General features: G+C 71.8%; 20 protein-coding genes. 3 read left to right on the forward strand and 17 right to left on the reverse strand.

Features of this window, described 5'->3' with window-relative positions; translation table 11 throughout:
- Positions 1-316 precede the first annotated feature (316 nt).
- The 17 genes from ACIPJY_RS05540 to ACIPJY_RS05620 form a co-directional block, all read right to left on the reverse strand.
- On the reverse strand, positions 317-2,401 hold the full coding sequence (locus tag ACIPJY_RS05540) for a fructose-specific PTS transporter subunit EIIC (protein WP_400463431.1): 2,085 nt from the start codon (positions 2,399-2,401) through the stop codon (positions 317-319).
- Positions 2,398-3,441 carry a 1-phosphofructokinase family hexose kinase gene (locus ACIPJY_RS05545; protein WP_400463434.1) on the reverse strand — a complete coding sequence of 348 codons (1,044 nt, stop codon included), beginning with the start codon at positions 3,439-3,441 and terminating at the stop codon, positions 2,398-2,400. Before ACIPJY_RS05545 ends, ACIPJY_RS05540 begins: the two co-directional genes overlap by 4 nt.
- Positions 3,438-4,226: a DeoR/GlpR family DNA-binding transcription regulator gene (locus ACIPJY_RS05550; protein ID WP_400463437.1), complete on the reverse strand. Its 789-nt coding sequence runs from the start codon at positions 4,224-4,226 to the stop codon at positions 3,438-3,440. The genes ACIPJY_RS05545 and ACIPJY_RS05550 overlap by 4 nt, the downstream gene beginning before the upstream one ends.
- A 207-nt stretch (positions 4,227-4,433) precedes the next feature.
- Positions 4,434-5,306: a carbohydrate ABC transporter permease gene (locus ACIPJY_RS05555; RefSeq protein ID WP_400463440.1), complete on the reverse strand. Its 873-nt coding sequence runs from the start codon at positions 5,304-5,306 to the stop codon at positions 4,434-4,436.
- Positions 5,303-6,340, reverse strand: a complete 1,038-nt coding sequence (locus ACIPJY_RS05560; RefSeq protein ID WP_400463443.1) for a carbohydrate ABC transporter permease — start codon at positions 6,338-6,340, stop codon at positions 5,303-5,305. The genes ACIPJY_RS05555 and ACIPJY_RS05560 overlap by 4 nt, the downstream gene beginning before the upstream one ends.
- A gap of 3 nt (positions 6,341-6,343) precedes the next feature.
- Entirely contained in the window at positions 6,344-7,669 is a 1,326-nt protein-coding gene (locus tag ACIPJY_RS05565) for a sugar ABC transporter substrate-binding protein (protein ID WP_400463446.1), read from the reverse strand.
- Between the two features lie 288 nt (positions 7,670-7,957).
- Positions 7,958-9,145 carry an ABC transporter permease gene (locus ACIPJY_RS05570; RefSeq protein WP_400463448.1) on the reverse strand — a complete coding sequence of 396 codons (1,188 nt, stop codon included), beginning with the start codon at positions 9,143-9,145 and terminating at the stop codon, positions 7,958-7,960.
- Complete coding sequence (locus ACIPJY_RS05575) at positions 9,142-9,861, reverse strand: ABC transporter ATP-binding protein (protein ID WP_400463451.1); 720 nt, start codon at positions 9,859-9,861, stop codon at positions 9,142-9,144. The genes ACIPJY_RS05570 and ACIPJY_RS05575 overlap by 4 nt, the downstream gene beginning before the upstream one ends.
- On the reverse strand, positions 9,858-10,922 hold the full coding sequence (locus tag ACIPJY_RS05580) for an efflux RND transporter periplasmic adaptor subunit (protein ID WP_400463454.1): 1,065 nt from the start codon (positions 10,920-10,922) through the stop codon (positions 9,858-9,860). The genes ACIPJY_RS05575 and ACIPJY_RS05580 overlap by 4 nt, the downstream gene beginning before the upstream one ends.
- Positions 10,919-11,437 (reverse strand): hypothetical protein, encoded by a 519-nt coding sequence (locus tag ACIPJY_RS05585; protein ID WP_400463457.1) that lies wholly within the window; start codon positions 11,435-11,437, stop codon positions 10,919-10,921. The genes ACIPJY_RS05580 and ACIPJY_RS05585 overlap by 4 nt, the downstream gene beginning before the upstream one ends.
- A 47-nt stretch (positions 11,438-11,484) precedes the next feature.
- A complete protein-coding gene (locus tag ACIPJY_RS05590; protein WP_400463460.1) occupies positions 11,485-12,606 on the reverse strand; it encodes a sensor histidine kinase in 1,122 nt (373 codons plus the stop codon).
- Positions 12,603-13,256 (reverse strand): response regulator transcription factor, encoded by a 654-nt coding sequence (locus ACIPJY_RS05595; RefSeq protein ID WP_400463462.1) that lies wholly within the window; start codon positions 13,254-13,256, stop codon positions 12,603-12,605. Before ACIPJY_RS05595 ends, ACIPJY_RS05590 begins: the two co-directional genes overlap by 4 nt.
- A 40-nt stretch (positions 13,257-13,296) precedes the next feature.
- Positions 13,297-13,851, reverse strand: coding sequence for a DUF2231 domain-containing protein (locus tag ACIPJY_RS05600; protein ID WP_400463465.1), 555 nt, complete (start codon positions 13,849-13,851; stop codon positions 13,297-13,299).
- A gap of 80 nt (positions 13,852-13,931) precedes the next feature.
- Positions 13,932-16,100: an ATP-dependent Clp protease ATP-binding subunit gene (locus ACIPJY_RS05605; RefSeq protein ID WP_400463468.1), complete on the reverse strand. Its 2,169-nt coding sequence runs from the start codon at positions 16,098-16,100 to the stop codon at positions 13,932-13,934.
- Positions 16,101-16,153: 53 nt separating this feature from the next.
- Entirely contained in the window at positions 16,154-17,548 is a 1,395-nt protein-coding gene (locus ACIPJY_RS05610; protein WP_400463471.1) for an MFS transporter, read from the reverse strand.
- A gap of 102 nt (positions 17,549-17,650) precedes the next feature.
- Complete coding sequence (gene tatA, locus ACIPJY_RS05615) at positions 17,651-17,938, reverse strand: twin-arginine translocase TatA/TatE family subunit (RefSeq protein WP_400463474.1); 288 nt, start codon at positions 17,936-17,938, stop codon at positions 17,651-17,653.
- Positions 17,939-18,078: 140 nt separating this feature from the next.
- On the reverse strand, positions 18,079-20,775 hold the full coding sequence (locus tag ACIPJY_RS05620; RefSeq protein WP_400463477.1) for a glycoside hydrolase family 2 protein: 2,697 nt from the start codon (positions 20,773-20,775) through the stop codon (positions 18,079-18,081).
- A 229-nt stretch (positions 20,776-21,004) separates the two neighbouring features.
- Here ACIPJY_RS05620 and ACIPJY_RS05625 point away from each other — a divergent pair, with 229 nt between their 5' ends.
- The 3 genes from ACIPJY_RS05625 (at position 21,005) to ACIPJY_RS05635 (ending at position 23,430) form a co-directional block, all read left to right on the forward strand.
- Positions 21,005-21,424 carry a pilus assembly protein CpaE gene (locus tag ACIPJY_RS05625; protein ID WP_400463480.1) on the forward strand — a complete coding sequence of 140 codons (420 nt, stop codon included), beginning with the start codon at positions 21,005-21,007 and terminating at the stop codon, positions 21,422-21,424.
- Positions 21,425-21,494: 70 nt separating this feature from the next.
- The gene (locus ACIPJY_RS05630; RefSeq protein WP_400463482.1) at positions 21,495-22,325 is read left to right on the forward strand and encodes an aldo/keto reductase; all 831 of its coding nucleotides are present in this window, start codon (positions 21,495-21,497) and stop codon (positions 22,323-22,325) included.
- A 172-nt stretch (positions 22,326-22,497) separates the two neighbouring features.
- On the forward strand, positions 22,498-23,430 hold the full coding sequence (locus ACIPJY_RS05635; protein WP_400463485.1) for a hypothetical protein: 933 nt from the start codon (positions 22,498-22,500) through the stop codon (positions 23,428-23,430).
- Positions 23,431-23,435 lie beyond the last annotated feature (5 nt).

Below are 23,435 nucleotides of genomic sequence, written 5' to 3' on the forward strand. Positions count from 1 at the left end.
CGCGGCGCCGCCGCCCCCGCGAGACGCCGCTGCCCCCGCGAGACGCCGCCGAATCCGGCGGTGTCTCGGGCACCCTGAGGCGTCTCGGCGCGAAGGCGGCGCCAGCCCAGGCCACCCCAGGACGGACGGGAGGCCCGGTGCCAGCTGGCACCGTGCCTCCCGTCCGTCCTGGGGTCGCCTGCTCGTGGCGCCTCCCGTCTCGTGCGGCGCCGCACACGGCACGAGACGCCGCCGAATCCGGCGGCGTCTCGCGGACATGGAGGCGTCACGCCGCAGCAGCGGCGCCGCGCCGCCCCGCCGCCGCGGCGCCCCGCCGCTACGCGGCGACCGGCACCCGGCCGTCGGCCGGCACGCCCGCCGCGTCCGCAGCGGCATCCGCCGCCGGCGCCCGGCGCACCCACTTCTTCAGCGCGACCAGCACCAGCGCGGACACCACCGTGCCGGACAGGATCGCGACGATGAACATCCCCACGTCCCCGATCGCGAAGAACACGAAGATCCCGCCGTGCGGCGCCCGGGAAGTGACCCCGGCAGCCATCGAGATCGCACCCGTCACCGCGGCACCGACCATCGACGCCGGGATCACCCGCAGCGGATCGGCCGCGGCGAACGGGATCGCGCCCTCGGAGATGAACGACGCACCGAGGAGCCACGCGGCCTTGCCGTTCTCACGCTCGGGCTTCGTGAACCCGCTGCGGTAGAGCACGGTCGACGCGAGCGCCAGGGCCAGCGGCGGCACCATGCCCGCAGCCATCACGGCCGCCATGATCTCGAACGGCACCACGTTCGTCGCGGTCCCGGCACCGAGTCCGGCGACGGCGAACGCGTACGCCACCTTGTTCACCGGACCACCGAGGTCGAACGCCATCATCAGGCCGAGGATGATCCCGAGCAGGATCGCGGAGGCACCGGACAGCGAGTTGAGGAACTCCGTCAGCTGCGTCATGAGCCAGGCGATCGGACCGCCGAGCACCAGGAGCAGCAGCCCCGAGGCGATGATCGACGCGAACAGCGGGATGATCACGACCGGCATCAGGCCGCGGAGCCAGCGCCAGACCGGGATGCGCCCGATCCAGTACGCGGCCGCACCGGCGATGAGGCCACCGACCAGACCGCCGAGGAACCCGGCGTTCATGAAGACGGCGATCGACCCGGCGACGAACCCGGGTGCGATGCCCGGGCGGTCGGCCATGGCGTACGCGATGTACCCGGCGAGCGCCGCGACCAGGAAGCCGAGGGAGACGCCACCGATCTGGAACGCGGCGGCACCGAGGTAGTACGCAAGGCCCTCGGGCGGCAGGTTCAGGAGCGTGTAGTTCGTCAGCGTGTAGACGGCGTTGTTCTGGCCCGAGTCGCCGTGGGTCAGCGCGATGCCGTACCCGGCGAGCAGGAACCCGAGCGCGATGAGCAGACCGCCGCCCGCGACGAACGGGATCATGTAGCTGACGCCGGTGAGCAGCCAGCGCTTCAGCGACTGGCCGAAGTGCTCGTTCTTCGCGCTGCTCTCGCCGGTCTCGCCGACGGTGCCGGAGACGCGGGCGGCGTTCGGGTCCTCGCTGGCCCGGAGCGCCTCGGCGATCATCGCGTCGGGCTCGTCCACGCCGCGCTTGACCGGGCCGGACACCAGCGGCTTGCCGGCGAACCGGGAGCGGTCGCGCACGTCGACGTCCACCGCGAACACGACGGCGTCGGCGCGGGCGATGAGCGCCGGGTCGAGGGGCTCGACCTGCGAGGACCCCTGCGTCTCGACGTGCATCTCCGCGCCGGCCCGCTGGGCCGCTGCGACCAGGGCGTCGGCCGCCATGTAGGTGTGCGCGATGCCGGTCGGGCAGGCGGTGACGCCCACGATGACCTTGCGTCCGCCGTCGGCAGCGGGATCCGCCGGACTGGAGGCCCGGGGCGCGCCCGTCACGCCTGCGTCGGCGACCTCGCCGGTCACCTCGCGGTCGACCAGGTCGACGATCTCCTGCTGGGTGGTGGCGGCACGGAGCGCGGCGGTGAAGTCGTCGCGGATGAGCGCCCGGGCGAGCGTCGAGAGGACCGTGAGGTGGTCCTTGTCCGCTCCCCCGGGCACGGCGATCATGAAGACCAGGTCGGCGTCGCCGTCCGGTGCGCCGAACGGCACCCTCCGGGCCAGGCGGGACATCGCCAGCGTCGGCTCGGTGACGGACGCCGAACGGGCGTGCGGGATGGCGATGCCCCCGGGCACACCGGTGCCGACCGAGGCCTCGCGCTTGATGGCGTCGGCGGCGAGGGTCTCGCCAGAGGCCGCGCGGCCGCTGGCGGCGACGCGGTCGGCGAGGACGCGGATGACGTCGGCGGACGTGGCCCCGAGGTCCTCGTCGAGGCCGACGAGGGGGACGCTGATGAGGCCCGGGCTCGCGGTGCGCTCAGCGGTCATGGTGTGCTCCTTTGCAGTGACGCAGTGGGGGTGGAGGTCGTGGTGAGGCGGACGACGGTGACGGCGTCCGGGTCGGTCTGGTCGAGGGAGGGCACGTCGCTCCCGGGGAGTGCCGCTGCTGCGGCCCCGGTGGCGACGGCCTGGGCGAGGCGCTCTGCCGGCGGGCATCCGGCGACCTCGGCGAGCAGGTACCCGGCGAGCGCGGAGTCCCCCGCGCCGACCGTCGAGCGGGCCGTGATCCGCGGGGCCGCCGCGAAGAACGAGCCCTCGGGCCCGATCAGGATGGCGCCGGCGCTGCCGAGGGTGAGCAGGACCGTCTCGACGCCGCGGTCGCGGAGCCGCTCGGCCGCCGCCGCCGCGAGCTCGTGGTCGCGCTCGTACTCGTCCGGGTCCCCGCCGACGATCTCGGCGAGCTCCTCGGCGTTCGGCTTCACGAGGTCGAGGCGTTCCCCGGACTGCAGCAGCGCCGTGAACGGCACGCCCGAGGAGTCCACCGCGATCCGCACGTCGTCGCCGTGGCGAGCACGGACGGCGCGGACCAGGACCGCGAGGGCGTCGTCGGGGAGGCCCGGCGGCAGCGAGCCGGCCAGGACGACCCAGCGGGCTCGGGGTCCGGTGGGGGTCACGTCCGCGGCGTCGGCGACGAGGGCGGCGAGGTCCTCGAGGCGGCCGGCGAGCGACGGGCCGGGCTCGTTGAGCTTCGTGGTGGTGCCGGTGGGCTCGGTCACGGTGACGTTCGAGCGCAGCGGGGCGCCGATCGGCAGCGCGGCGGTCGGGATCCCCCGGGTCGCGAGGCCGAGCAGCACGGGGTCGAGCTCGTCACCGGGCAGGACGGCCACGGTGTCGCCACCGCTGGCGACGACGACCCGGGAGACGTTGACGCCCTTGCCGCCGGGCTCGGCCGTCGAGCGCGTCGCGCGCTGGACCGACCCGCGCTGCAGCTCACCGGCGAGCTCGATCGTGCGGTCGAGCGAGGGGTTCGGCGTGACGGTGACGATGCGCGTGCTCGTGCCGGTGCCGGTGCTGGTGCTCGCGCTCATGCGACGACCACCTCGACGTCGGCGTCGGCGAGCGCTCCGGCGAGGTCCGCCGGCGGCTCCTGGTCAGTGACGATCGTGTCGATCTCGTCGAGCCGGGCGAAGCGCATCAGGGCTTCGACCCCGTGCTTGGCGGCATCGGCGAGCACGACGCTCCGACGGGCGGCGAGGACGTAGGCGCCCTTCACCGCGGCCTCGTACTCGTCCGGGGTGCTCAGCCCGAAGCCGGCCGACAGTCCGTTCGTCCCGACGAACGCGATGTCCGGACGGAGCGCGCCGATCTGCTCGACGGTGGCGGTCCCGACCGCGGCGCTCGTGACCCCGCGGACCCGTCCGCCGAGCAGGTGCAGCTCGACGTGCGCGCTGTGCTGCAGTGTCGCGGCGATCGGGACGGAGTTCGTGACGACGGTGATCGTCGCGCCGGGCTCGGACGGCTCCCATGCGGCGAGCTCGGTGGCGACGGCGGCGCAGGTCGTGCCGGCGTCCAGTGCGATCGACCCGGTGAAGGTCGGCGGGACCAGGCGCATCGCGGCGCGGGCGATCGCGGACTTGGCGGTGCCGTGCTGCCCCTCGCGCTCGGCGACGCTGAGCTCGACGACGCTGGAGCGCCCGACGGGGACCGCTCCCCCGTGCACGCGGCGCAGGACCCCGGCGGACTCGAGCTGGTCGAGGTCGCGGCGGACGGTCTCGGTGGTGACGTCGAAGTGCTCGGCGAGGTCGGCGACGGAGACCCGGCCGGCGCTGTGCAGCTGCGCGGCGATCGCATCGTGGCGCTCCGTTGCGTACATGCCCGAACTCCTTCGTTCCCGTTGGTTTCGAGAACGATACGACGCAAACCCACACGTTCGCAACCGTTCCACCCCGGAACCAACACACACGAAGAAGCCCGCACACGCCCCGCACACGCCGAGATCGCACTCCGTGTCGGTCCTCCCCGGAGGCAGGCGACACGAAGTGCGATCTCGGCGGGGGCGGCGGCCCACGGCCGCCCGGCGCTACCCCTTCACGGCGCCGGCCGTCATGCCGGACACCAGACGGCGCTGGACGATGAGGAAGAACACGACCACCGGCAGGCTGAACAGCACACTCGCCGCCATCAGCCCCCCGAAGTCCGTCCCCTTGTTCGTGGAGAACCCGGCGAGCCACACGGGCAGCGTGTACATCCCCTGGTCCTTCAGCATCACGTACGCGGTGAGGTAGTCGTTCCACGCGGCGATGAACGCGAACACGCTCGTGGCGATCACCCCCGGCATCACGAGCGGGAACAGCACGCTCCACAGGATGCGGAAGGTCCCCGCGCCGTCGGTCTTCGCCGCTTCCTCGATCTCCACCGGCACCGCGACGAAGAACCCGCGCATCACCCAGATCGAGAACGGCAGCACGCTCGCGACGTACGCCAGGATCAGCCCGATGTAGCTGTTCAGCAGCCCGAGCGACTGGAACGACAGGAACAGCGGGATGAGCAGCGCCCCGGACGGGATCATCTGCACGAACAGGATGCCCACGAGGATCGCCCGGCGGCCCCGGAAGCGGAAGCGCGAGAGCGCCGCCGACGCCAGGAAGCCGACGACGATCGACAGCAGCACGGCCGCCACGACGACGATCGCCGAGTTCCGGAGGTAGACCAGGAAGCCCTCTTGCGTGAGCGCCCGGGTGAAGTTCTCGATCGTGGGGTGCAGCGGGAACCAGATCGGGGTCATCGTCGTGACCTCGTCCGCGGGCTTGAACGCGGTGTTCACCATCCAGTAGATCGGGAACACCCACACCAGGCACAAGAGCACGGCCAGGGTGTTGGCGAGCACCCGCGGCTTGCGCTTGCGCTGGCGTACGGGCGTCGCCGCGGACGGACGGACAGCAGGAGTCGTCACAGGTCTTCCTCCCCGCTCCGGATGAGCCGGCGGATGTAGTAGCTGGTGAGCACGCCGAGGATCGCCGTCGAGATGACCGCGATCGCCGCGCCCTGTCCGTAGGCGTTCGACACGAACGACTTCACGAAGGTCCAGATGCCGAGTGTCAGCGTGGTGTCCTCGGGGCCGCCCCTGGTGAGCAGCCAGATCTGGTTGAAGACGTTGAAGTCCCAGATCACCGACAGGATCGTCACCAGGAGGAGCGTGGGAGCGAGCGCCGGCAACGTGATCGAGCGGTACATCGCCCACGTGGAGGCGCCGTCGAGCGCCCCGGCCTCGTAGTACTCGGGCGCGATCTGGGACTGCGCCGCGTAGAGCGTCAGCGCCACGAAGGGCACCGCCTGCCAGATCACGAGCGTGAGCACGATCGTGTACGCCTGCCCCGGGTGCGACGCCCAGTTGTCCTGCGTGTGGTCGCCGAACACCCGCACCGAGGTGATCAGCCAGTTCAGCACGCCGTAGAACGGCTGGAACAGCCACTGCCACACCAGGCTGGACGCGACGTTCGGCATCGCCCAGGCGAGCACGAGCACCACGCTGACGACCGTGCGCATCACGACGCCGAGCCGGGTGAGCAGCTGCGACACCGCCATGCCGATCACCAGCGTGCCGAGCACCATCGACGCGGTGACGACGATCGTGCGCAGGATGACCGGCCAGAAGCTGGCGTCGGTCAGGACGTTCGTGTAGTTCGAGAACCCGGCGAAGCCCGCCTGACCGGTGAAGATCGCGCGGAGGCCGTACTCCTGGAACGAGATGACGACCAGCCGCACCAGCGGGTAGACGACGAGGGCGAGCAGGATGACGGCGGCCGGCGCGAGGAGCACGAGCGGCGCACGGGACGTCCCGACGGTGCGGCGACGCGGGCGGGGCGGACGCCCGGCCCGCCCGGGCCGGCCGGGTCGGGGGACCTGGCCGGCCACGGGCGGCTGCCCCGCGCCGGCGACCGGCCCGGCCGCAGCCGAACCGGTCGCCGTGTCAGCGGTGGACGTCATCGACTACAGACTCGCGTTGAGCGCCGAGGTGAGGTGCTTCGAGAAGTCCGTGGCGGACTCCTTCGGCGACTTCCGGCCGGTCGCGACGTCCGCGAACATCGACTGGAAGCTCGCGTCGCCCTCGATGGTCGCCCAGCCCGGGGTCGCCGGGGTCGGACGGCTGGTGGAGGCGGCCTCGAAGTACGGCTTGTGGAGCTCGTCGACGTCACCGGCGACGGACCTCAGCAGCTGCGTCGAGTTCGGTTCCCAACCGTCCACGCCGAACACCTGGTCCTGCTGGAACTGCTTCGAGGTCAGGATCTTCAGGTAGTACAGCGCCAGGTCCTGGTTCGCCGCCTTGGCGGGGATGCCGAGGTCCGAGCCGCCGAGGAACACCGGCTGCGTGCCGCTGCCCGACGCGGACGGCATCGGGAAGGTGCCGATCTGGTCCTTGAGCTCCGGCTTCGCGGTGGTCACCGAGCCGATCTCCCACGCGGACCCGAGGAACGCCGAGGTGTTGCCCTGCGCGAAGACGTCGCTCTGCGAGGGCTTGTCGGTGTTGATGTCCTGCGTCGACTTCGCCGAGTACGCGTTCTGGAAGTCCTTCCAGGCGGTCAGGCCCTGCACGGCGTCCGTGGAGTCGAGCGTGCCCGTCCACTTGCCGCCCTTCTCCGTCGCGATCTGCCCACCGGCGTCCCAGACCCACTGCAGGCCGCCGTACCAGTACTGGCCGGGCATGTAGAACGCGGAGAAGTCACTGGCGGGGTTCTTCGCCTTGACCTTGTCGAGGTCCGCGGTGAGCTCGTCGTAGGTGGTCGGTGCCGAGGTGACACCGGCGTCCGCCCAGACCTTCTTGTTGTAGACGACGGCGCGGTTGCCGGCGAACAGCGGAGCACCGTAGAGCTTGCTGTCGACCGTTGCCGGGCCCTCGAGCCCGGACAGCCAGGTCTGGCCGCCCTTGAGTTCCTTCTCGTACGGCGTCAGGTCCATCAGCCCGCCGGTCGCCGCGTACACGGGCACCTGCGTGTTGCCGAGGTCGACGACGTCCGGGGCGTCCTTCTGCGCGAGCGCGGTGGTCAGCTTCGTGGTGATGCCGTCCCACTGCTGGAGCTGCACCTTCACCTTCGCGCCGGTGGCCTTGGTGAACTGCTGCTCGGCGGCGCTGAGCACCTTGTCGCTGAGGTCGCCGTTCATCATCCAGACGGTGATGGTCTTGCCCTTGCCATCGGGTGTACCGATGGACTTCGTCCCGCTGTCGGAAGCTCCGTTGCTTCCGGCGGAGCACCCGGTGAGGGCGAGCGCGGCCGCCAGGCCGAGCACACCGAGTGCGGCGAATCGCGTGCGTGTCACGTTGACTCCCTTGGTCCGACCTTTATGAAAGGACGTTGCGTATTCGCAATAGAAGACCTTCGGAGGCACCTTGTCAACCGTTGGATCGGTCCCTGTGGAGACTTTCGATCCGCGTGTTTCCGGGGGATCACGGATGCCGAACAGATCAGGAACAAGCCTTGACGAACTGGTCATGACCAGGCATGCTCTCCGGTCCGCCTCGTGGCAGCCGACGCAACCGACAGGAGGCCCGGTGCCGGTCTCGCAGACCGGCACCGGGCCTCCTGTCCAGGACCCGACGCGTGGCGCTCAGACCGCAGCCAGCGCGCTGGTGGGCGGGATGCGCGCTGCGCGCGCCGCCGGGTACAGCCCGGACACGCCACCGATGACGACCGTCGCTCCGAGTCCGCCGAGGACGGCCCAGACCGGTATCGCGACCGGCCACCCCTGACCGAGCGCGAAGGCGATGGTCACGGCGACCCCGATCGCGACGCCGGCGACACCACCGAGCAACGACAGCAGGAGCGACTCGACGAGGAACTGGTCCCGGATGTTCCGGCGCCTCGCACCGAGCGCGCGTCGGACGCCCACCTCCGCACGACGCTCCAGCACCGTGATCACCATCGTGTTCGCGACGCCGATCCCGCCGACCAGCAGGGCCACCCCGCCGATGCCGACGAGCAGCCCGGTGAACGAGTCGTCGGTCGCGTCCTTCGCCGCCAGCGCGTCCGACGGCCGGGTCACGCCGACGTCCTGCGGTGCACCCGGTCGGATCGCCCGGGCGAGGAGGTCCCGCGCCGCTTCGACGCGCTCCGGGTCCACCCGGGTGTAGACGGCCGTCGGGTCGCCGTCGAACCCGAGCTGCTCGGCGAACCCCCGCGGGACGAACACGCGGTGGTCCAGGTCCTCGGCGAGCGCGATCGGCGCGAGGATCCCGACGACCTGCACCCACTGCCCGCCGATCCAGACCCGGGTGTCCGGCCGGACCTCGTCGATCCCCAGGGGGTCCGCCGCGGCCGCACCGAGCACCGCCTGCGGTGGCGCATCGGACGCGTCGGCGACCCAGCTCCCGGAGCGGACCGCCCCACCGAGGACCGAGGGGACGTCACCCCACACCGCCGCGGCCCCGATGCCCTTGGTCTCCGCCTCCGGCACGTAGGGGTTCCGGTACACGTTCCCGCCGGGGACGGTGCCGACCGCGGCGGCTGCCCGGACGTCGTCCTGGCGCACGACGGAGTCGAGCGCGGTCGACGGGAGCGGCGGGTTCTCCCCGAACCCCTGCGCCTTCGTGACCGTGAGCACGTTCGTGCCGAGGGCGTCGAGCACCTGGTCGAGCTTCGCCTTGCTCGACGACGAGATCCCGACGACGGCGATCATCGCGGCGATGCCGATCGCGATGCCGAGCGCGGACAGCACGACGCGCCCCGGACGGGTCCGGAGCCCGAACACACCCAGTCGCACCAGGTCGGCGGCGGCGAGTCCGCCGCGGGCGCTCACCGGGCGCCCCGGACGGCGAGCGCGTCGCCGCGCGGACCGCTGCCCCGAGGAGCACTGTTGTGCTCGACGGCCCCGTCCCGCATCCGGACCCGTCGTGGCAGGGACGCGGCGAGGTCCAGGTCGTGGGTGATGACGATCACCGTCGTCCCGCCGTCGTTGAGTTCGCGGAGGAGCTCGAGGACGGCCGATCCGGAGACGCTGTCGAGCGCGCCGGTCGGCTCGTCGGCGAGCAGGATCGTCGGTTCGCTCACGATGGCCCGCGCGATCGCGACCCGCTGCTTCTCGCCACCGGAGAGCTGGTTCGGCCGGTGGTCCACCCGGTGGCCGAGGCCGACCCGGTCGAGTGCCGCGACCGCGCGCTGACGGCGATCCCGACGGCCGGAGCCGGTGTACAGCAGCCCGTCGGCGACGTTCTCCGTCGCGGTTGCGCCGGCCTGCAGGTGGAAGTGCTGGAAGACGAAGCCGATGTGCTCGGCACGCAGCCGGGACAGCGCGTCGTCGGGCATCGTGGCGACGTCGTTCCCGGCGATCGTGATCGACCCGGAACTCGGTCGATCGAGCGTGCCCACGATGTTGAGCATGGTCGACTTGCCCGATCCCGACGGCCCGACCACGGCGACGAGTTCACCGGGATCGACGTCGAGCGACACACCGCGCAGTGCGTGCACGTCGCCGTAGGTCTTCGTCACACCACGCAGTTCCAGGACGGCGCTCATCCGGGCACCACCACGCGGTCACCCTCGGCGACGTCGCCGGTGACGGCCACGCGCCCCCCGGCCGTGAAACCCGGCTCCACCGGGACACGCTTCCGCGTGCCGTCGCGTCGGACGACGTCGACCGCGTAGGCGCCCCGGTCGGACGCGACGAGTGCCGACACCGGGACGGAGAGCACGTTCCGCTCGGTGCTGCCCTCGGCGTCGATCTGCGCCGATGCCGCTGCCGGCAGCCGCCGGTCGCCGGCCTCGAACGACACCGACACGTCGACCTTGCCGCTGGCGTCGTCGGCTGCTGCCGGCTGCACGTCCGCGACCTCGCCACGCATCGGCGCCCCGGCCCCGTTCACCCGGACGGAGACCGCCGTGCCGACGGCGAGACGTTCCGCGTCGCGCTGGGAGACCGTCGCGGTGACGACGCGCTCCGTGCTCGTCACCTGCACGACGTCGCCCGCTGCGGGCTGCCCGAGTCGTCCGTCGACCGACGCGACGCGGACCGCACCGTCGACGAAGGCCACGTCGTCGGCCGTGATCACGCCGGTCACCTCGTGGCCGCGGTCCCGCTGCCAGCGCTCCACGGCTCGCTGGGTCCGTGGTCCGAAGACGTCGTCCCTGGCGACGTCGTAGCCGAGCTCCGCCAGGTTGTCGTTGAGCTGCCGCACGTCGGTGCCCTCGCGTCCGCGTTCGAGCGTCCGCCAGAGCGGCACCGTGCCGTACATCGACCGCACGCCGCGCTCGTCGACCGCGTAGAGGAACTCGTCCCGGTGGACGACCTGGCCGGGCTTCGGCAGCCAGGTGAGCGTGCCCGTCGCTGCGCCCGGGACGCCCGCGGTCGTGCCGTAGCCGAGGGTGCCGGCGAAGACCTTCGAGTCGGTGAGGTCGCCCCTGGTGACGGTCGCCGTCGCCCCGGAACGGACGCTCCGGTCGTCGTTCGACGACGCCGCAGCCGACCCGCCGCGCTGCACGTCGACGATCGCCCAGCTGCCCGCGCCGATCGCGACCGCCGCGATCACGCACGTGGCCAGGACGAGTGCCCTCCTGCGGCCGGTGCCGATGCCGGTCACGGAGCGGCCGTCTCGGCATCGGTGGCGACCTGCTCGTCGCAGGCACGGGCCACGTCGTCGAAGGCGTCCGGGTCGACGGGGCGGTACTGCGCCTTGCCCTCGTCGTCGTCGGGGAAGTCCGGGAAGCCGCCCGCCCGGATGCACTCCGCCGCGGCACGAGCCCGTTCCTCGCTCCCCGCCATCGGCTTCGCCGCCTCACCGGATCCGACGGCACCGTCACCGAGGCACTCCTTGAGGTCCGCCATGTACACGTCGGCGTCGACCCCCTCCGGCGCGCCGAGCTTCGCCTCGCCCTCGGCGCTGTCGGGATCGGCCATGTCGTACCCCTTGTCGCGCATGCACGCTGCGAGCGACGAGCCCTTCTCCGCCGTCCCGGCGGCGGTCGTCGCGTCACGCTCCGGTTCGCCCGCGGAGCACGCGGCGAGCAGTCCGGGGAGCAGCAGCGCGGCTGCCGCGAGGGCGATCAGTGGTCGGGCGGTCCTGGTGGTCCTGGTGGGGTCGGTGATGTTCTGCATGTCACCAGACCATCACGGTCGGTGTTTCGCCGGTGTGAGCCCGTCGGTCACCCCGGCGAGACGCCGACGCGCACGCACAGGCCACCCTCGGGGCGCGCACGGAGGTCGAGACGCCACCCGTGCGCCCGTGCGATCGCCGCGACGATCGAGAGACCGAGACCGCTGTGCCGGTGCGAGCCACCGTCCGGGCCGCGACGGAACGGCTCGGCCAGCGCCGAGACCTCGTCCTCCCGGACGACCGCGCCGGTGTTCTCGACGGTCACGCCGAGCGCGTCGACGCGCAGGCGCACGGACCCGCCGGGGGCGTTGTACTCCACCGCGTTGTCGACGAGGTTCGCCAGGAGCTGCCGCACCAGGACCGGCTCGCCCGTCACGGCGGCAGCCGGACGGTCCGGAGGCTCGGTGTCGGTCACGCAGGTCACCGTCACGTCCGCCAGGCGTGCTGCATCCGCGACCCCACTGGTCACCTCCGCCGCGATCGTCGCCAGGTCGAGCGGCTCACGTCGCGCGTCGAGTCCCCGCTCCGCCTCGGCGAGGACCAGCAGGCTCTCCACGAGGTGCTCGGTGCGCCGGTTCTGGTCGAGGAGCTCCTCGCGCGTGACGGCGACCTCCGCTGCGGAAGCGTCGTCCGGGAGCCCGATCTGGATCGCGGCCCGCTGCACGGCGAGCGGGGTCCGCAGTTCGTGTGACGCCTGCGCGACGAACCGGCGCTGGCTCTCGAAGGCGCCCTCGAGCCGTTCGAGCAACGCGTCGATGGTCCGTGACAAGCGCCTGAGCTCGTCGTCGGGGCCGCCGAGGGCGATCCGCTCGTGCAGGTTCGACGCGGAGATCCGGGTCGTGGCCTCGGTGATACGGTCGATCGGCCGGAGCATCCTCCGGCTCACGAACCACCCCAGCGCGCCGGCGAGCAGGCCGGCCACGACGATGCCGACGGCGGACCACTGCCACTGCAGGGTCGCGACCTCGGCGACGATCGACAGGCGACCGCGGGTGACGATCGCGTCCGGGTCCAGCGGGGTGGCGACCGGACCGCCGGCGCCGGGGTCGATCCCGGCGAACGACCGCTGTGACGCCAGGTTCACGAAGGCGAGCACGGCCGCGGTGAGCACCATCGACGTCACCGCGAACACGAGCGCCGTCCGGGCCCGGATGCTGAGCGACCGGTTCACAGCGCGTAGCCCGCTCCGGGCACCGTCCGGATCGGATCCGGGTCGCCGAGTTTCTTCCGGAGCTTCGACATCGTCACCCGCACCGCCGTGGTGAACGGGTCGATGTTCATGTCCCAGACCTTCTCGAGGAGCTCCTCGGCCGACACGATGCGGCCGTCGGCCCGGAGCAGGACCTCGAGCACGCCGAGCTCCTTCGCGGTCAGGTCGAGCGGGTGCCCGTCCCGCGTGGCCACCCGCCGGTTCGTGTCCACGACGATGCCGTCCCGTTCCAGCACCGGTGCGACCGGGGCGACGGCCCGCCGCCCGAGTGCCCGCACGCGCGCGACGAGCTCGGGGTACTCGAAGGGCTTCGGCAGGTAGTCGTCCGCGCCGAGCTCGAGTCCGTGCACCCGGTCCGTCAGGGCCGTCGCCGCGGTGAGCATCAGGATGCGGGTGAGGCTGCCACGCGCCGCCAGCCGACGAGCGACCTCGTCGCCGTGGACTCCGGGCAGGTCGCGGTCGAGCACGACGACGTCGTAGTCGTTCACCGCGAGCAGCTCGTCCGCGTGGTCGCCGCGGTAGGCCACGTCCACGGCCATGTCCTGCCGGGTGAGGCCCTTGGCGATCAGGTCGGCCAGGGGGATCTCGTCGTCCACCACGAGTACACGCACACCGGTACTCAATGTGATGTACCAGTGTGTCAGCTGTGTGTCAGCGGTCGAACGGCACCTCGCCCGCGTCGCTGACACCGGCGCGCTGCCGGTACGCCAGGTGACCGCCGAGGTACCCGCCCACGCTCACGACGGTCAGGCCGGCGAACCCGAGGAGCTTGCCGGCGCCGTGGTTCCCGCGCTTCCGCTGCAGCCAGGACAGCCCGTAGAGCGAGATGCCCACCCAGTTGACGGCCTGGTGCACCCACCCGGTGCGGAGCTGTTCGCGGTCGAGCTCGGACCAGTCCACGTACCCGGCGACGCTCGCGCTGCCGGAGGACACGAGTCCCACGCCGACCAGGGTCTTCGCGGCCTTCGCGTTGCCCTTCCCGCCGACCAGGTCGAGCACCGCCGCGGAGATCCAGGCACCGAGCGGCACCTGCACCATCAGCGGGTGGATCGGGTGCCCGAACGGGACACCGTGCAGCAGGCGGCGGAGCGATCGGGGTCCGGCGACCGCGTCGACCAGCTTGCGGTCGAAGTCCACGGCCTTGTCGAGGACGCTCGCGCCCTCGATGGAATCGGTGATGCGGCGGAGCGCACGGATCTCGGGCATGCCGTGGACGCTAGGCCGCGAGGCCCGGTGCCGGTCTCAGGAACCAGCACCGGGCCTCCGGACCGAGGTCCGCGTGTCGCCTACTCCTCGACGATCTCCGCCAGCTCGAACGGCTCGACCGTCAGGCCGTCGCCGTCGGCGGCGACGTCCACCCGGGCGGTGTCGCCGTCCCGGACGTCACCGGACAGGATCGCCCGCGCCAGGCGGTCGTCGATCTGCCGCTGCATGAGCCGGCGGAGCGGACGCGCACCGTAGACCGGGTCGTACCCGCGCTCGGCGAGCCATCCGCGGGCCTCCGGCGTGACCGCCAGTTCGAGACGGCGGTCGGTGAGACGCCGTGCGAGCCGGTCCACGTACAGCGACACGATCTGCCCGAGGTCGTCCGCGGTCAGCGCCTGGAACACCACGATGTCGTCGAGCCGGTTGATGAACTCGGGACGGAACGCCTGCTGCACGAGCTCGCGCACGGCGTCTTCCCGTTCGGTGTCCGTCAGGGACATGTCGGTCATGAACTGGGAGCCGAGGTTCGACGTCAGCACCAGGATGGTGTTCCGGAAGTCGACCGTCCGGCCCTGACCGTCCGTGAGCCGTCCGTCGTCGAGGACCTGCAGCAGGACGTCGAAGACCTCCGGGTGCGCCTTCTCGATCTCGTCGAGCAGGATCACGGAGTAGGGCCGACGCCGGACCGCCTCGGTGAGCTGACCACCGGCCTCGTACCCGACGTACCCGGGCGGGGCGCCGATCAGCCGGGACACCGAGTGCTTCTCGCCGTACTCGCTCATGTCGATGCGGACGAGGGCCTTCTCGTCGTCGAACAGGAACTCGGCGAGCGCCTTCGCGAGCTCGGTCTTGCCGACACCGGTCGGCCCGAGGAACAGGAAGGAACCGGTCGGGCGGTCCGGGTCGGAGATGCCCGCGCGGGTGCGGCGGACCGCTTCCGACACGGTGCCGACGGCGGTGCGCTGCCCGATGATCCGGCGGCCGAGCTCGCTCTCGAGGTGCAGGAGCTTCTCGGTCTCACCCTGCAGCAGGCGCCCGAGTGGGATGCCGGTCCACTGCGCGATCACGGCGGCGATGTCCTCGTCGGTGACGCTGTCGTTCACCATCCGGTCGGCCGACTCGGCCTGCTCGGCGGCGGCCAGCTCGGCCTCGATGCGGGGCTTCTCGCCGTACTCCAGACGGGAGACCGTGGCGTAGTCGGCTTCGCGCTGGGCGCGCTGGCTGCGCATGTTGAGGTCGTCGAGCTGCTGCTTGAGCTCACCGATGCGGTTCAGGGACGCCCGCTCGGCCTGCCACCGCGCCTCGAGTTCGCTGAGCCGTTGCTCGCGGGTGCGCAGTTCGTTCCGCAGGGTCTCGAGGCGCGCCTTCGAGGCGTCGTCCTTCTCCTGCTTCAGCGCGAACTCCTCGACACGGAGGCGGTCGACGTTGCGCTTGAGTTCGTCGATCTCGACCGGGCTGGAGTCGATCTCCATGCGCAGGCGGGAGGCGGCTTCGTCGATGAGGTCGATCGCCTTGTCCGGCAGCTGCCGACCGGAGATGTACCGGTTCGACAGGCTCGCCGCCGCAACGAGCGCGCTGTCGTTGATCGTCACCTTGTGGTGCGCCTCGTACCGCTCCTTGAGCCCGCGGAGGATCGCCACGGCGTCCTCGACGCTGGGCTCCCCGACGTAGACCTGCTGGAAGCGGCGCTCGAGTGCGGCGTCCTTCTCGATGTACTCGCGGTACTCGTCGAGGGTCGTCGCGCCGATGAGCCGCAGCTCGCCACGGGCGAGCATCGGCTTGAGCATGTTCGACGCCGCGACGGAACCCTCGCCGCCGCCGGCGCCCATGAGCGTGTGCAGCTCGTCGATGAAGGTGATCACCTGGCCGTCGGACTCGTTGATCTCCTTGAGCACGGCCTTGAGCCGCTCTTCGAACTCACCGCGGTACTTCGCCCCGGCGATGAGCGCGGAGATGTCGAGCGACACGAGCCGCTTGTCCTTGAGCGAGTCGGCGACGTCCCCGGCGACGATGCGCTGCGCGAGTCCCTCGACGACGGCGGTCTTGCCGACGCCGGGCTCGCCGATGAGCACGGGGTTGTTCTTGGTGCGACGGGTCAGCACCTGGCTGACGCGCCGGATCTCGGCGTCGCGGCCGATCACCGGGTCGAGCTTGCCGCTGCGGGCGATCGCCGTGAGGTCGATGCCGTACTGCTCGAGGGCGGTCTTCTGCTGCTCCGCAGAGTCAGGAGCGCCCTGGAGGTTCGCCATGCGTTATGTCCTTTCCTTGCGTTGGTCCGGTACTTGAGTCTACTGCACTCAACTTACGTCGGGTGGGGTGTATTCCGGATTCCGACCGCGCTCACCACGGCTCCTGCGAGGAGCAGCAGCGCCATCACGACCACCGCGCGGTGCAGGCCGGCGACACTCATCTCCCCGCCGAGGACCACCCCGGCCAGCGCCACCATCACCAGGCTCGCGATGCGGGCGATCGCGTTGTTCACCGCGGACCCGACCCCCGCCTCGGTCTCGGGCACCGATCCGAGGACGGCGCTGGTGAGCGGCGTGACCATGAGCGTGATCCCGAGGCCGATGAGCACCAGGCCCGGGAAGACCGCCCACCAGTAGCCGTCCGGTCGGCTGCCGACGGTCACCATCAGCAGGGCGCCGATCGCGGCGATCGCGGGTCCGGCGGCCATGAACCAACGCGGACCGTACCGTCCGGCGAAGCTCCCGACGGTGGTGGACAGCAGCAGGAGCACGACGGTCGGCGGCAGTGTCGCGAGTCCGGCGAGCCAGGCCGGGAAGCCCCAGACCTCCTGCAGGAACAGTGTCACCACGAAGCCGACCATCCCGAGTGCCCCGTAGATCGAGAGCGTGGCGATGTTGCCGACCGCGAAGTTCCGGGCGCGGAACAGTGCGAGCGGCACCAGCGGCGCGCCCGTCGTCCGCGTCACGCGGCGTTCCCACGGCACGAACGCCGCGAGCGCCGCTGCACCCAGGACGAGCGCCGCGACGACGACCGGCGAGCCCCATCCCAGCCGCTCCTGTTCGATGAGTCCGAGGACCACACCCCCGACGCCGACCACGGCCAGCACGGCGCCGACGACGTCCACGCGTGGGCGGTCCCCCGCGACGACGTCACCGGAGATCCGCCGCACCAGGGGGATCGTCACCGCGATGGGGATCGCCGTCAGCACGAAGATCCAGCGCCACCCGATGCCGTCGACGATCAGGCCGCCGACGACGGGCCCGACGATCACGGCGGCGCTCGACCAGGCCGTCCACGACCCGATCGCCTTCGCCTGCGCCGCTCCCCGGTAGGCCGCGATGATGAGCGCCAGCGAGCTCGGGGTGACGAGGGCGCCGCCGACCCCCTGGAGTGCCCTGGCGACGATGAGCACCTCGCCGGTGGGGGCGATCGCGCACACCACGGAGGCGACCCCGAAGACGACGAGTCCCCACTGGATGATCCGCACCCGCCCGAACAGGTCGGAGAGCGACCCGGCGACCAGGATCAGCGACCCGAGCGTCACCAGGTACGCGTCGACGGTCCACTGCTGCACGACGAGCCCACCGCCGAGCTCCTGCCGGATCGCCGGGAGCGCCACGTTCACCACGCTCGAGTCGAGCCCCACGACGAACGACGCCAGGATCGCGACGACGAGCACCACACGGCGGTCGTCCCGGAGCGGCGCGGTGTGGACGGGAGCGGACATGCGCCCATCATGCGCTCTCCGAGCACGCCCCACACGACGAAGCCCCCGTGTGGGATCACGGGGGCTTCCAGCCCGAGGGCTGTGTGACGGGGCGGGACCGGATCAGCTCCGGTGGTCGGTGGTGGCGTTCGGCTGGGCCGAGGGGCCGGGGTTCACGACGGGTGCCTGGTTGACGACCGGCTCGGCCGGGACCGTCGGCGCGGCGGTGTTCTGGACCGTGGTGTCGGTGCCCTTGGCCTTCTTGTCGTCGGTGTCCATCTCCTTCTTGAAGATGTTGATCGACTGGCCGAGCCCCTTCGCGAGGGCCGGGAGCTTGGTCGCACCGAACAGCAGCACGACGATGCCGAGGATGATCAGCAGGTGCACACCGGTGAGGTTTCCGAGCATCATGACTCCTTGATTCTGGAAGTGGTCGCCGTCAGCGGGTCGTCGTCGATCCGCCCGGCGGAAGCCGAGGTCGTCCCATCGTAACTCGCACCGGCCGGGATGCCCAGGCCGGACGCCGGAACCGACACCGTTCGCTCAGGAATTCACCCTCGGTCGTCGAGGACGCGGTCCAGGCTCCACAGTACCGCGGACCCCGTCAGACGCGGGACGTCCGCCTCGGTGACACCGTGCAGCCGGTAGGACACCCGCTCCCCCGGCAGCAGCGTCATGAACCCGCGGTCGACCGTGCCCTCTGGCTGCACCCGGTCCGGCTGCAGCAGGAGGTCCCGCACGAGCGAGTCGGCCTCGACGACCAGGTCCAGCCCGTCGCCGTCCGCCGCCGGGGAGAACGCCGCCCGGTAGTGCGCCGGCTCCCACCGCATGTCCGCGTCCGGCGCCGGGGTCCAGACCGCTCGTCGCCAGTCCATGTCGGCGACGACGAGCTCGGCGGTCGGGTCGCCGACGACGCCGACCGACGCCGGCAGCGCCACGACCGCGACCCCGGCGGCGTCGAGGTGCACGGGGAGCTCGACCTCGGCGAGGGTGCGCCCGGCCATGTCGACCCGGCGGACCCGCACGACGCTGTCCAGGCCGCGCCGCGTGGACCGCACCGCCACCTCGATCGGCGATGCGCCGGACGTGTCGATGACCGCGGTGTCGCCCGCGGCGTCACCCGCGGTGCCGGACCCGACCACGTCGGGGACGGGGAGTGACGCGGTCACCTGCTCCGAGCCTCCCGTCCGTCCCGCGGTGTCCGCGACCGGACCGCCCACCGCGACCCGGACGTCCGACGCCGGTCGGATCGTGACCAGCACGTCGTCGTAGAGGCGACGCAGCTCGTGCGCCAGCGGCTTCAGCCGCCCCGCGGAGTCGATCGCCGACCACGACGAGACCGGCCACAGGTCGTTGAGCTGCCAGACGATGACACCGGTGTTGCGCGGCCAGTGCGTCCGCCAGTGCTCCACGCCGGTCGCGATCGCGCGCGCCTGCTGCAGCTGGGTCAGGTAGTGCCAGCGGTCGAAGTCCGCGTCCCAGCCGGTGCCGAAGCGGGGCGCCAGGCCGGTCGCGAGCTTCTCCATGCCCGATGCGGCCTTCTGGTGGTGGACGACGCCGGGGGACGTCGGCGTCATCGGCTCGTCCGACACGGCGTCGCGCATCGTGCGCCACGCCGGCGGGGCCTGCCAGCCGAACTCGGAGACGAACCGGGGGACGGAATCGCGGTAGTGGTCGTCGGAGAGCCGGTTCCAGACGTCCCAGGAGTGGTGCGTCTCGTGGTCGACGTCGTTCGCGAACAGCGACTCCGAACCCGACCACGGCGACGCCACCGTGTAGAAGCGCGACGGGTCGACGGCGTCGACGATCGTCGGCAGCAGGTCGAGGTAGTAGTCGAGCCCCCATCCCCGCTCGCCGAGGACGTCGCCCCAGCCGTCCGCGTCGTGCAGCCAGATGTTCTCGTTGTTGCCGTTCCACAGCACCAGGGACGGGTGGCGGGACAGCCGTGCGACGTTGTCCCGCGCCTCGGCGACGACCTCGCTGCGGAGCGGCTCGTCCTCGGGGTACGCCGAGCACGCGAAGGGGAAGTCCTGCCAGACGAGCAGCCCGAGCTCGTCACAGACCTCGTAGAAGTCGTGCGACTCGTAGACCCCGCCGCCCCAGACGCGGACCATGTTCGTGTTGAGCGACGCCGCTGCCCGCAGACGGTCCTCGTAGCGGGACCGGTCCACGCGCGAGACGATGACGTCGTCCGGGATCCAGTTCACGCCCCGGACGTCGATGAGCGTGCCGTTGACGTGGACGTTGAACGGCCGGCCGATGTCGTCGACCGCGGTGTCGATCCGCGTCGAGCGGAAGCCGGTCCGGAAGGCCTGCCGGTCGAGGACCTCGCCCTCGACCGTCTGCAGCTCCACGAAGACGTCGTACAGCGGCTGGTCGCCGTAGCCACGCGGCCACCAGAGCCGCGCCTCCGGGATCCGGACCGTGACGACGGTCTCGTCCTCCTTCGGGGTGACCTGCGCGCGCGACCGCTGCCGGGTCTTCGTGCCGTCCGCGGTCTCCCCCGCGACCGTGACGACGAGCACCAGGTCGTCGTCCTCGCCGTCCTGGTCGAGGTCGTTCATGCCGGAGCGCTCGAACGCGATGTGCGCGTCGAGGACGCCCTCGCCGGCCTCGACGTCGACGAGCGGGCGGACGTCGCGGAGCCGGGCGGTGGACCAGCGCTCGATCGCGACGGGACGCCACGGACCGCTCGTGACGGCGGTGAGGCCCCAGTCCCAGCCGAAGTTCGAGGCCATCTTCCGCACGTACGGGAACGGCTCGTCGTAGGGTCCCGGCATCGCGCCCGCGCGGGCGGCGACGCGGCCGGCTTCGCGGTACGGCGACTCGAAGAGGATCTCCAGGTCGCGCTCGGTGCGCGCGTTGCTGCCGTCCGTCACGTCGCGCAGGTCGAAGCGGTAGCGCCGGTGCATGTTCCGGGTCGCGCCGATCTGCACGCCGTCGAGGGTGAGCTCCGTCACGGTGTCGAGGCCGTCGCAGACCAGGTCGACGCGCTCGTGGCCGCGGGGGTCCACGTCCACGGAGCGCCGGTACGTCCAGTCCGTGCGGCCGACCCACTTCGCCGCGTCCTCGTTGCGGTCGAGGGTGGGGTCCGCGAGCAGGCCGGCGCGCTGCAGGTCGGTGTGGACCTGGCCGGGGACCGTGGCGGGGATGCGGGCAGCCGCCTCCGCCGGTGCGCCGGTGGGCGCGGTCTCCTCGACCATCGCCACGGTCCAGGCGTCGCGGAGTTCCTCGCGTTCGAGCGTCATGCGGGTCCTTCTCTGGGCGGGCCGGTCCGTGGTCCACCGTGGTCGGGGCCCGGCCGTCGGTCCGTGCGGGGGCCGGTTCGTACGGCCTGGAGGCACGGCACCGGTCGTCCGGGCGTCGTCGCGTCGCGCGCGCGGGACGTCGGGCGATCCGCGCACGAGGGTGCCCCGCGATGCTAGTACGGGTTGCTTTCCGGAACCCATGCGCGGGTGCGCGTGGCAGGTTGGGGTGGTGATCACCGTCGAACTCGCCAAGACCCTCCGCGACGCGGGACTCCGCTGGAACCCCGCCACCGGCGACCGGTTCGTCATCGACAAGCCCGGCGTCGACGACGACGTGTACACCGTCTCCGAGATGACCGTGGAGCGGCACGACCACCCCAGCGGCACCATCCTCGGGTTCAACGGCACGACCGAGTGGGCGCTCGACTCCGTCACCGCGGCGGAGTCGCTCTGGCTCCCGCGGGAGGACCAGCTCCGGGAGCTCCTCGGGCCGGCGTTCGTCGGGCTGATCCGGGTCGCTGCCGGCGACCGCGTGGTGCACACCGTGACCGCCGTGATCGCCGGGGCGGACCGCTCGTTCGCTGCCGCGGACCCGGCGATCGCGTACGGCGAGGCGCTGGCCGCGTACATCGAGGCGTCCCTGGCCTGACACGCCCGGGCCGGTCCCGGGCTGGGAGGACCCGGAATGCCTGGGAGCCGCTCGGGTGTTGTCTGGGTTCATGACCGTTCCGAACATCACCCTCAACGACGGCAAGACCATCCCGCAGCTCGGCTTCGGTGTGTTCCAGATCGACCCCTCTTCGACGAAGGAAGCGACGCTGACGGCGCTCGAGGTCGGCTACCGCCACATCGACACCGCCGAGATGTACGGCAACGAGAAAGAGGTGGGCGAGGCCATCGCGGAGTCCGGCATCCCCCGGTCCGAGATCTTCGTCACCTCGAAGCTCAACAACGGCTTCCACGCACCCGAAGCGGCGCTGGAGAACGGCAAGAAGTCGGCCGAGCTGCTCGGCGGCTACACCGACCTGTTCCTGATCCACTGGCCGCTCCCCACCGTGTCGGACTTCGTGCCGACGTGGAAGGCCTTCGAGGAGCTCTACGCCGCCGGCACCGCCCGGTCCATCGGTGTCTCGAACTTCAACGCGCACCACCTGCGTCGCCTCATCGCGGAGACCACCGTCACCCCCGCCGTCAACCAGATCGAGGTGCACCCGTACCTCGCGCAGGACGAACTGCGTGCGGTCAACCGCGAGCTCGGCATCGCGACCGAGGCGTGGTCCCCGATCGCGCAGGGCCTCGTGCTCGACGACGCGACGATCACCCGCATCGCCGCGTCCGTCGGGAAGTCCCCCGCGCAGGTCGTCCTCCGCTGGCACATCCAGCGCGGCGACATCGTGTTCCCGAAGTCCGTCACCCGCGCACGCGTCGAGGAGAACTTCGCGATCTTCGACTTCGAGCTCTCGGACGAGGACATGACCGACATCACCACGCTCGACAAGGGCCACCGGACGGGTCCGGACCCGGACACGTTCGACTACGTGCCGGAGTAGGCGGGGGCCGGGCGGGGTCCGTTCCGGTTCCGGTTGTTCGGTCCGTCCCGTTGCTCGTCCTGACGACAAGTGCGCATGCGCCCGCATGCGCACTTGTCGTTTCCACGCGCACGTCACGCGGGCGCCTGTGGACAGGCCGGGAGGCTCGCCCCACTCCCGCCACGATGGGCGCGTGATCCTGCTCCCGGACTGCCCGATCGTGCGCGTCGACGACCGCACGCCGCCGTCCGTCGCGCGGGCCGTGCAGCGCCGTGCCGGCGCCGACCTCGTGCGGATCGGACGCGGACTGTACGTCGACCGCGCGCAGTGGCTCGCGCTCGACGACCGGGCACGGCACCTCGTGCGGGTCCGTGCCGTCCTCCCCCGGCTGCCCGGCGACGCGGTGTTCGCCCACGAGACCGCCCTGCTCCTGCACGGCATCCGGCTGCTCGGTCCCCCGCAGGTCCGTGTCGTGGTCGCCGAACCGTGTCGCACGCGCGTCGACCGGCGCTCCCCGCTCGTCGAGTCGCACCCGATGCCGCCCGGAGCGCTCGACGCCGTCCGCCTCGGCCCGGAGGACGTCCCGGTGCTCGGCCTGGCGGGCGCGGCGGCCGCCACGGCACGGTCGATGCCGTTCCGTGACGCGGTCGTCGTGCTGGACCAGGTGCTCCGCCGAGGGGTTCCCCGCGACGAGATCACCGCGGCCCTGGCACCAGGGTCCCGACGCGGCGCGGCCCGGGCGCACGCCGCACTCGACTTCGCCGATCACCGGTCGGACTCGGTCGGCGAGTCGCTCGCCCGGGTCGTCCTCCACGAGGCCGGAGCCCCGCGGCCGCAGCTCCAGCACGAGTTCCGCTCCCCCGACGGTCTCCGCGCGCTCGTCGACTTCTGGTTCCCGGACCAGGGCGTCGTCGTCGAGTACGACGGCGCCGTGAAGTACCGCGATGCCCGGACGCGCGACGGCCGCACCCCGGAGCAGGTCGTCATCGCCGAGAAGACCCGCGAGGACTGGATCCGCGCGCTCCCCGAGGTCAGAGCCCTCCGTCGGCTGACCTCGCACGACCTGCGCTCGGTGCCGTTCGTGGCGGCGACCCTCCGCGCCGCCGGGGTCCCGACGACCCACTGACGCGC

It is taken from the genome of Curtobacterium sp. NPDC090223, assembly GCF_044746585.1.
GTDB lineage: Bacteria > Actinomycetota > Actinomycetes > Actinomycetales > Microbacteriaceae > Curtobacterium.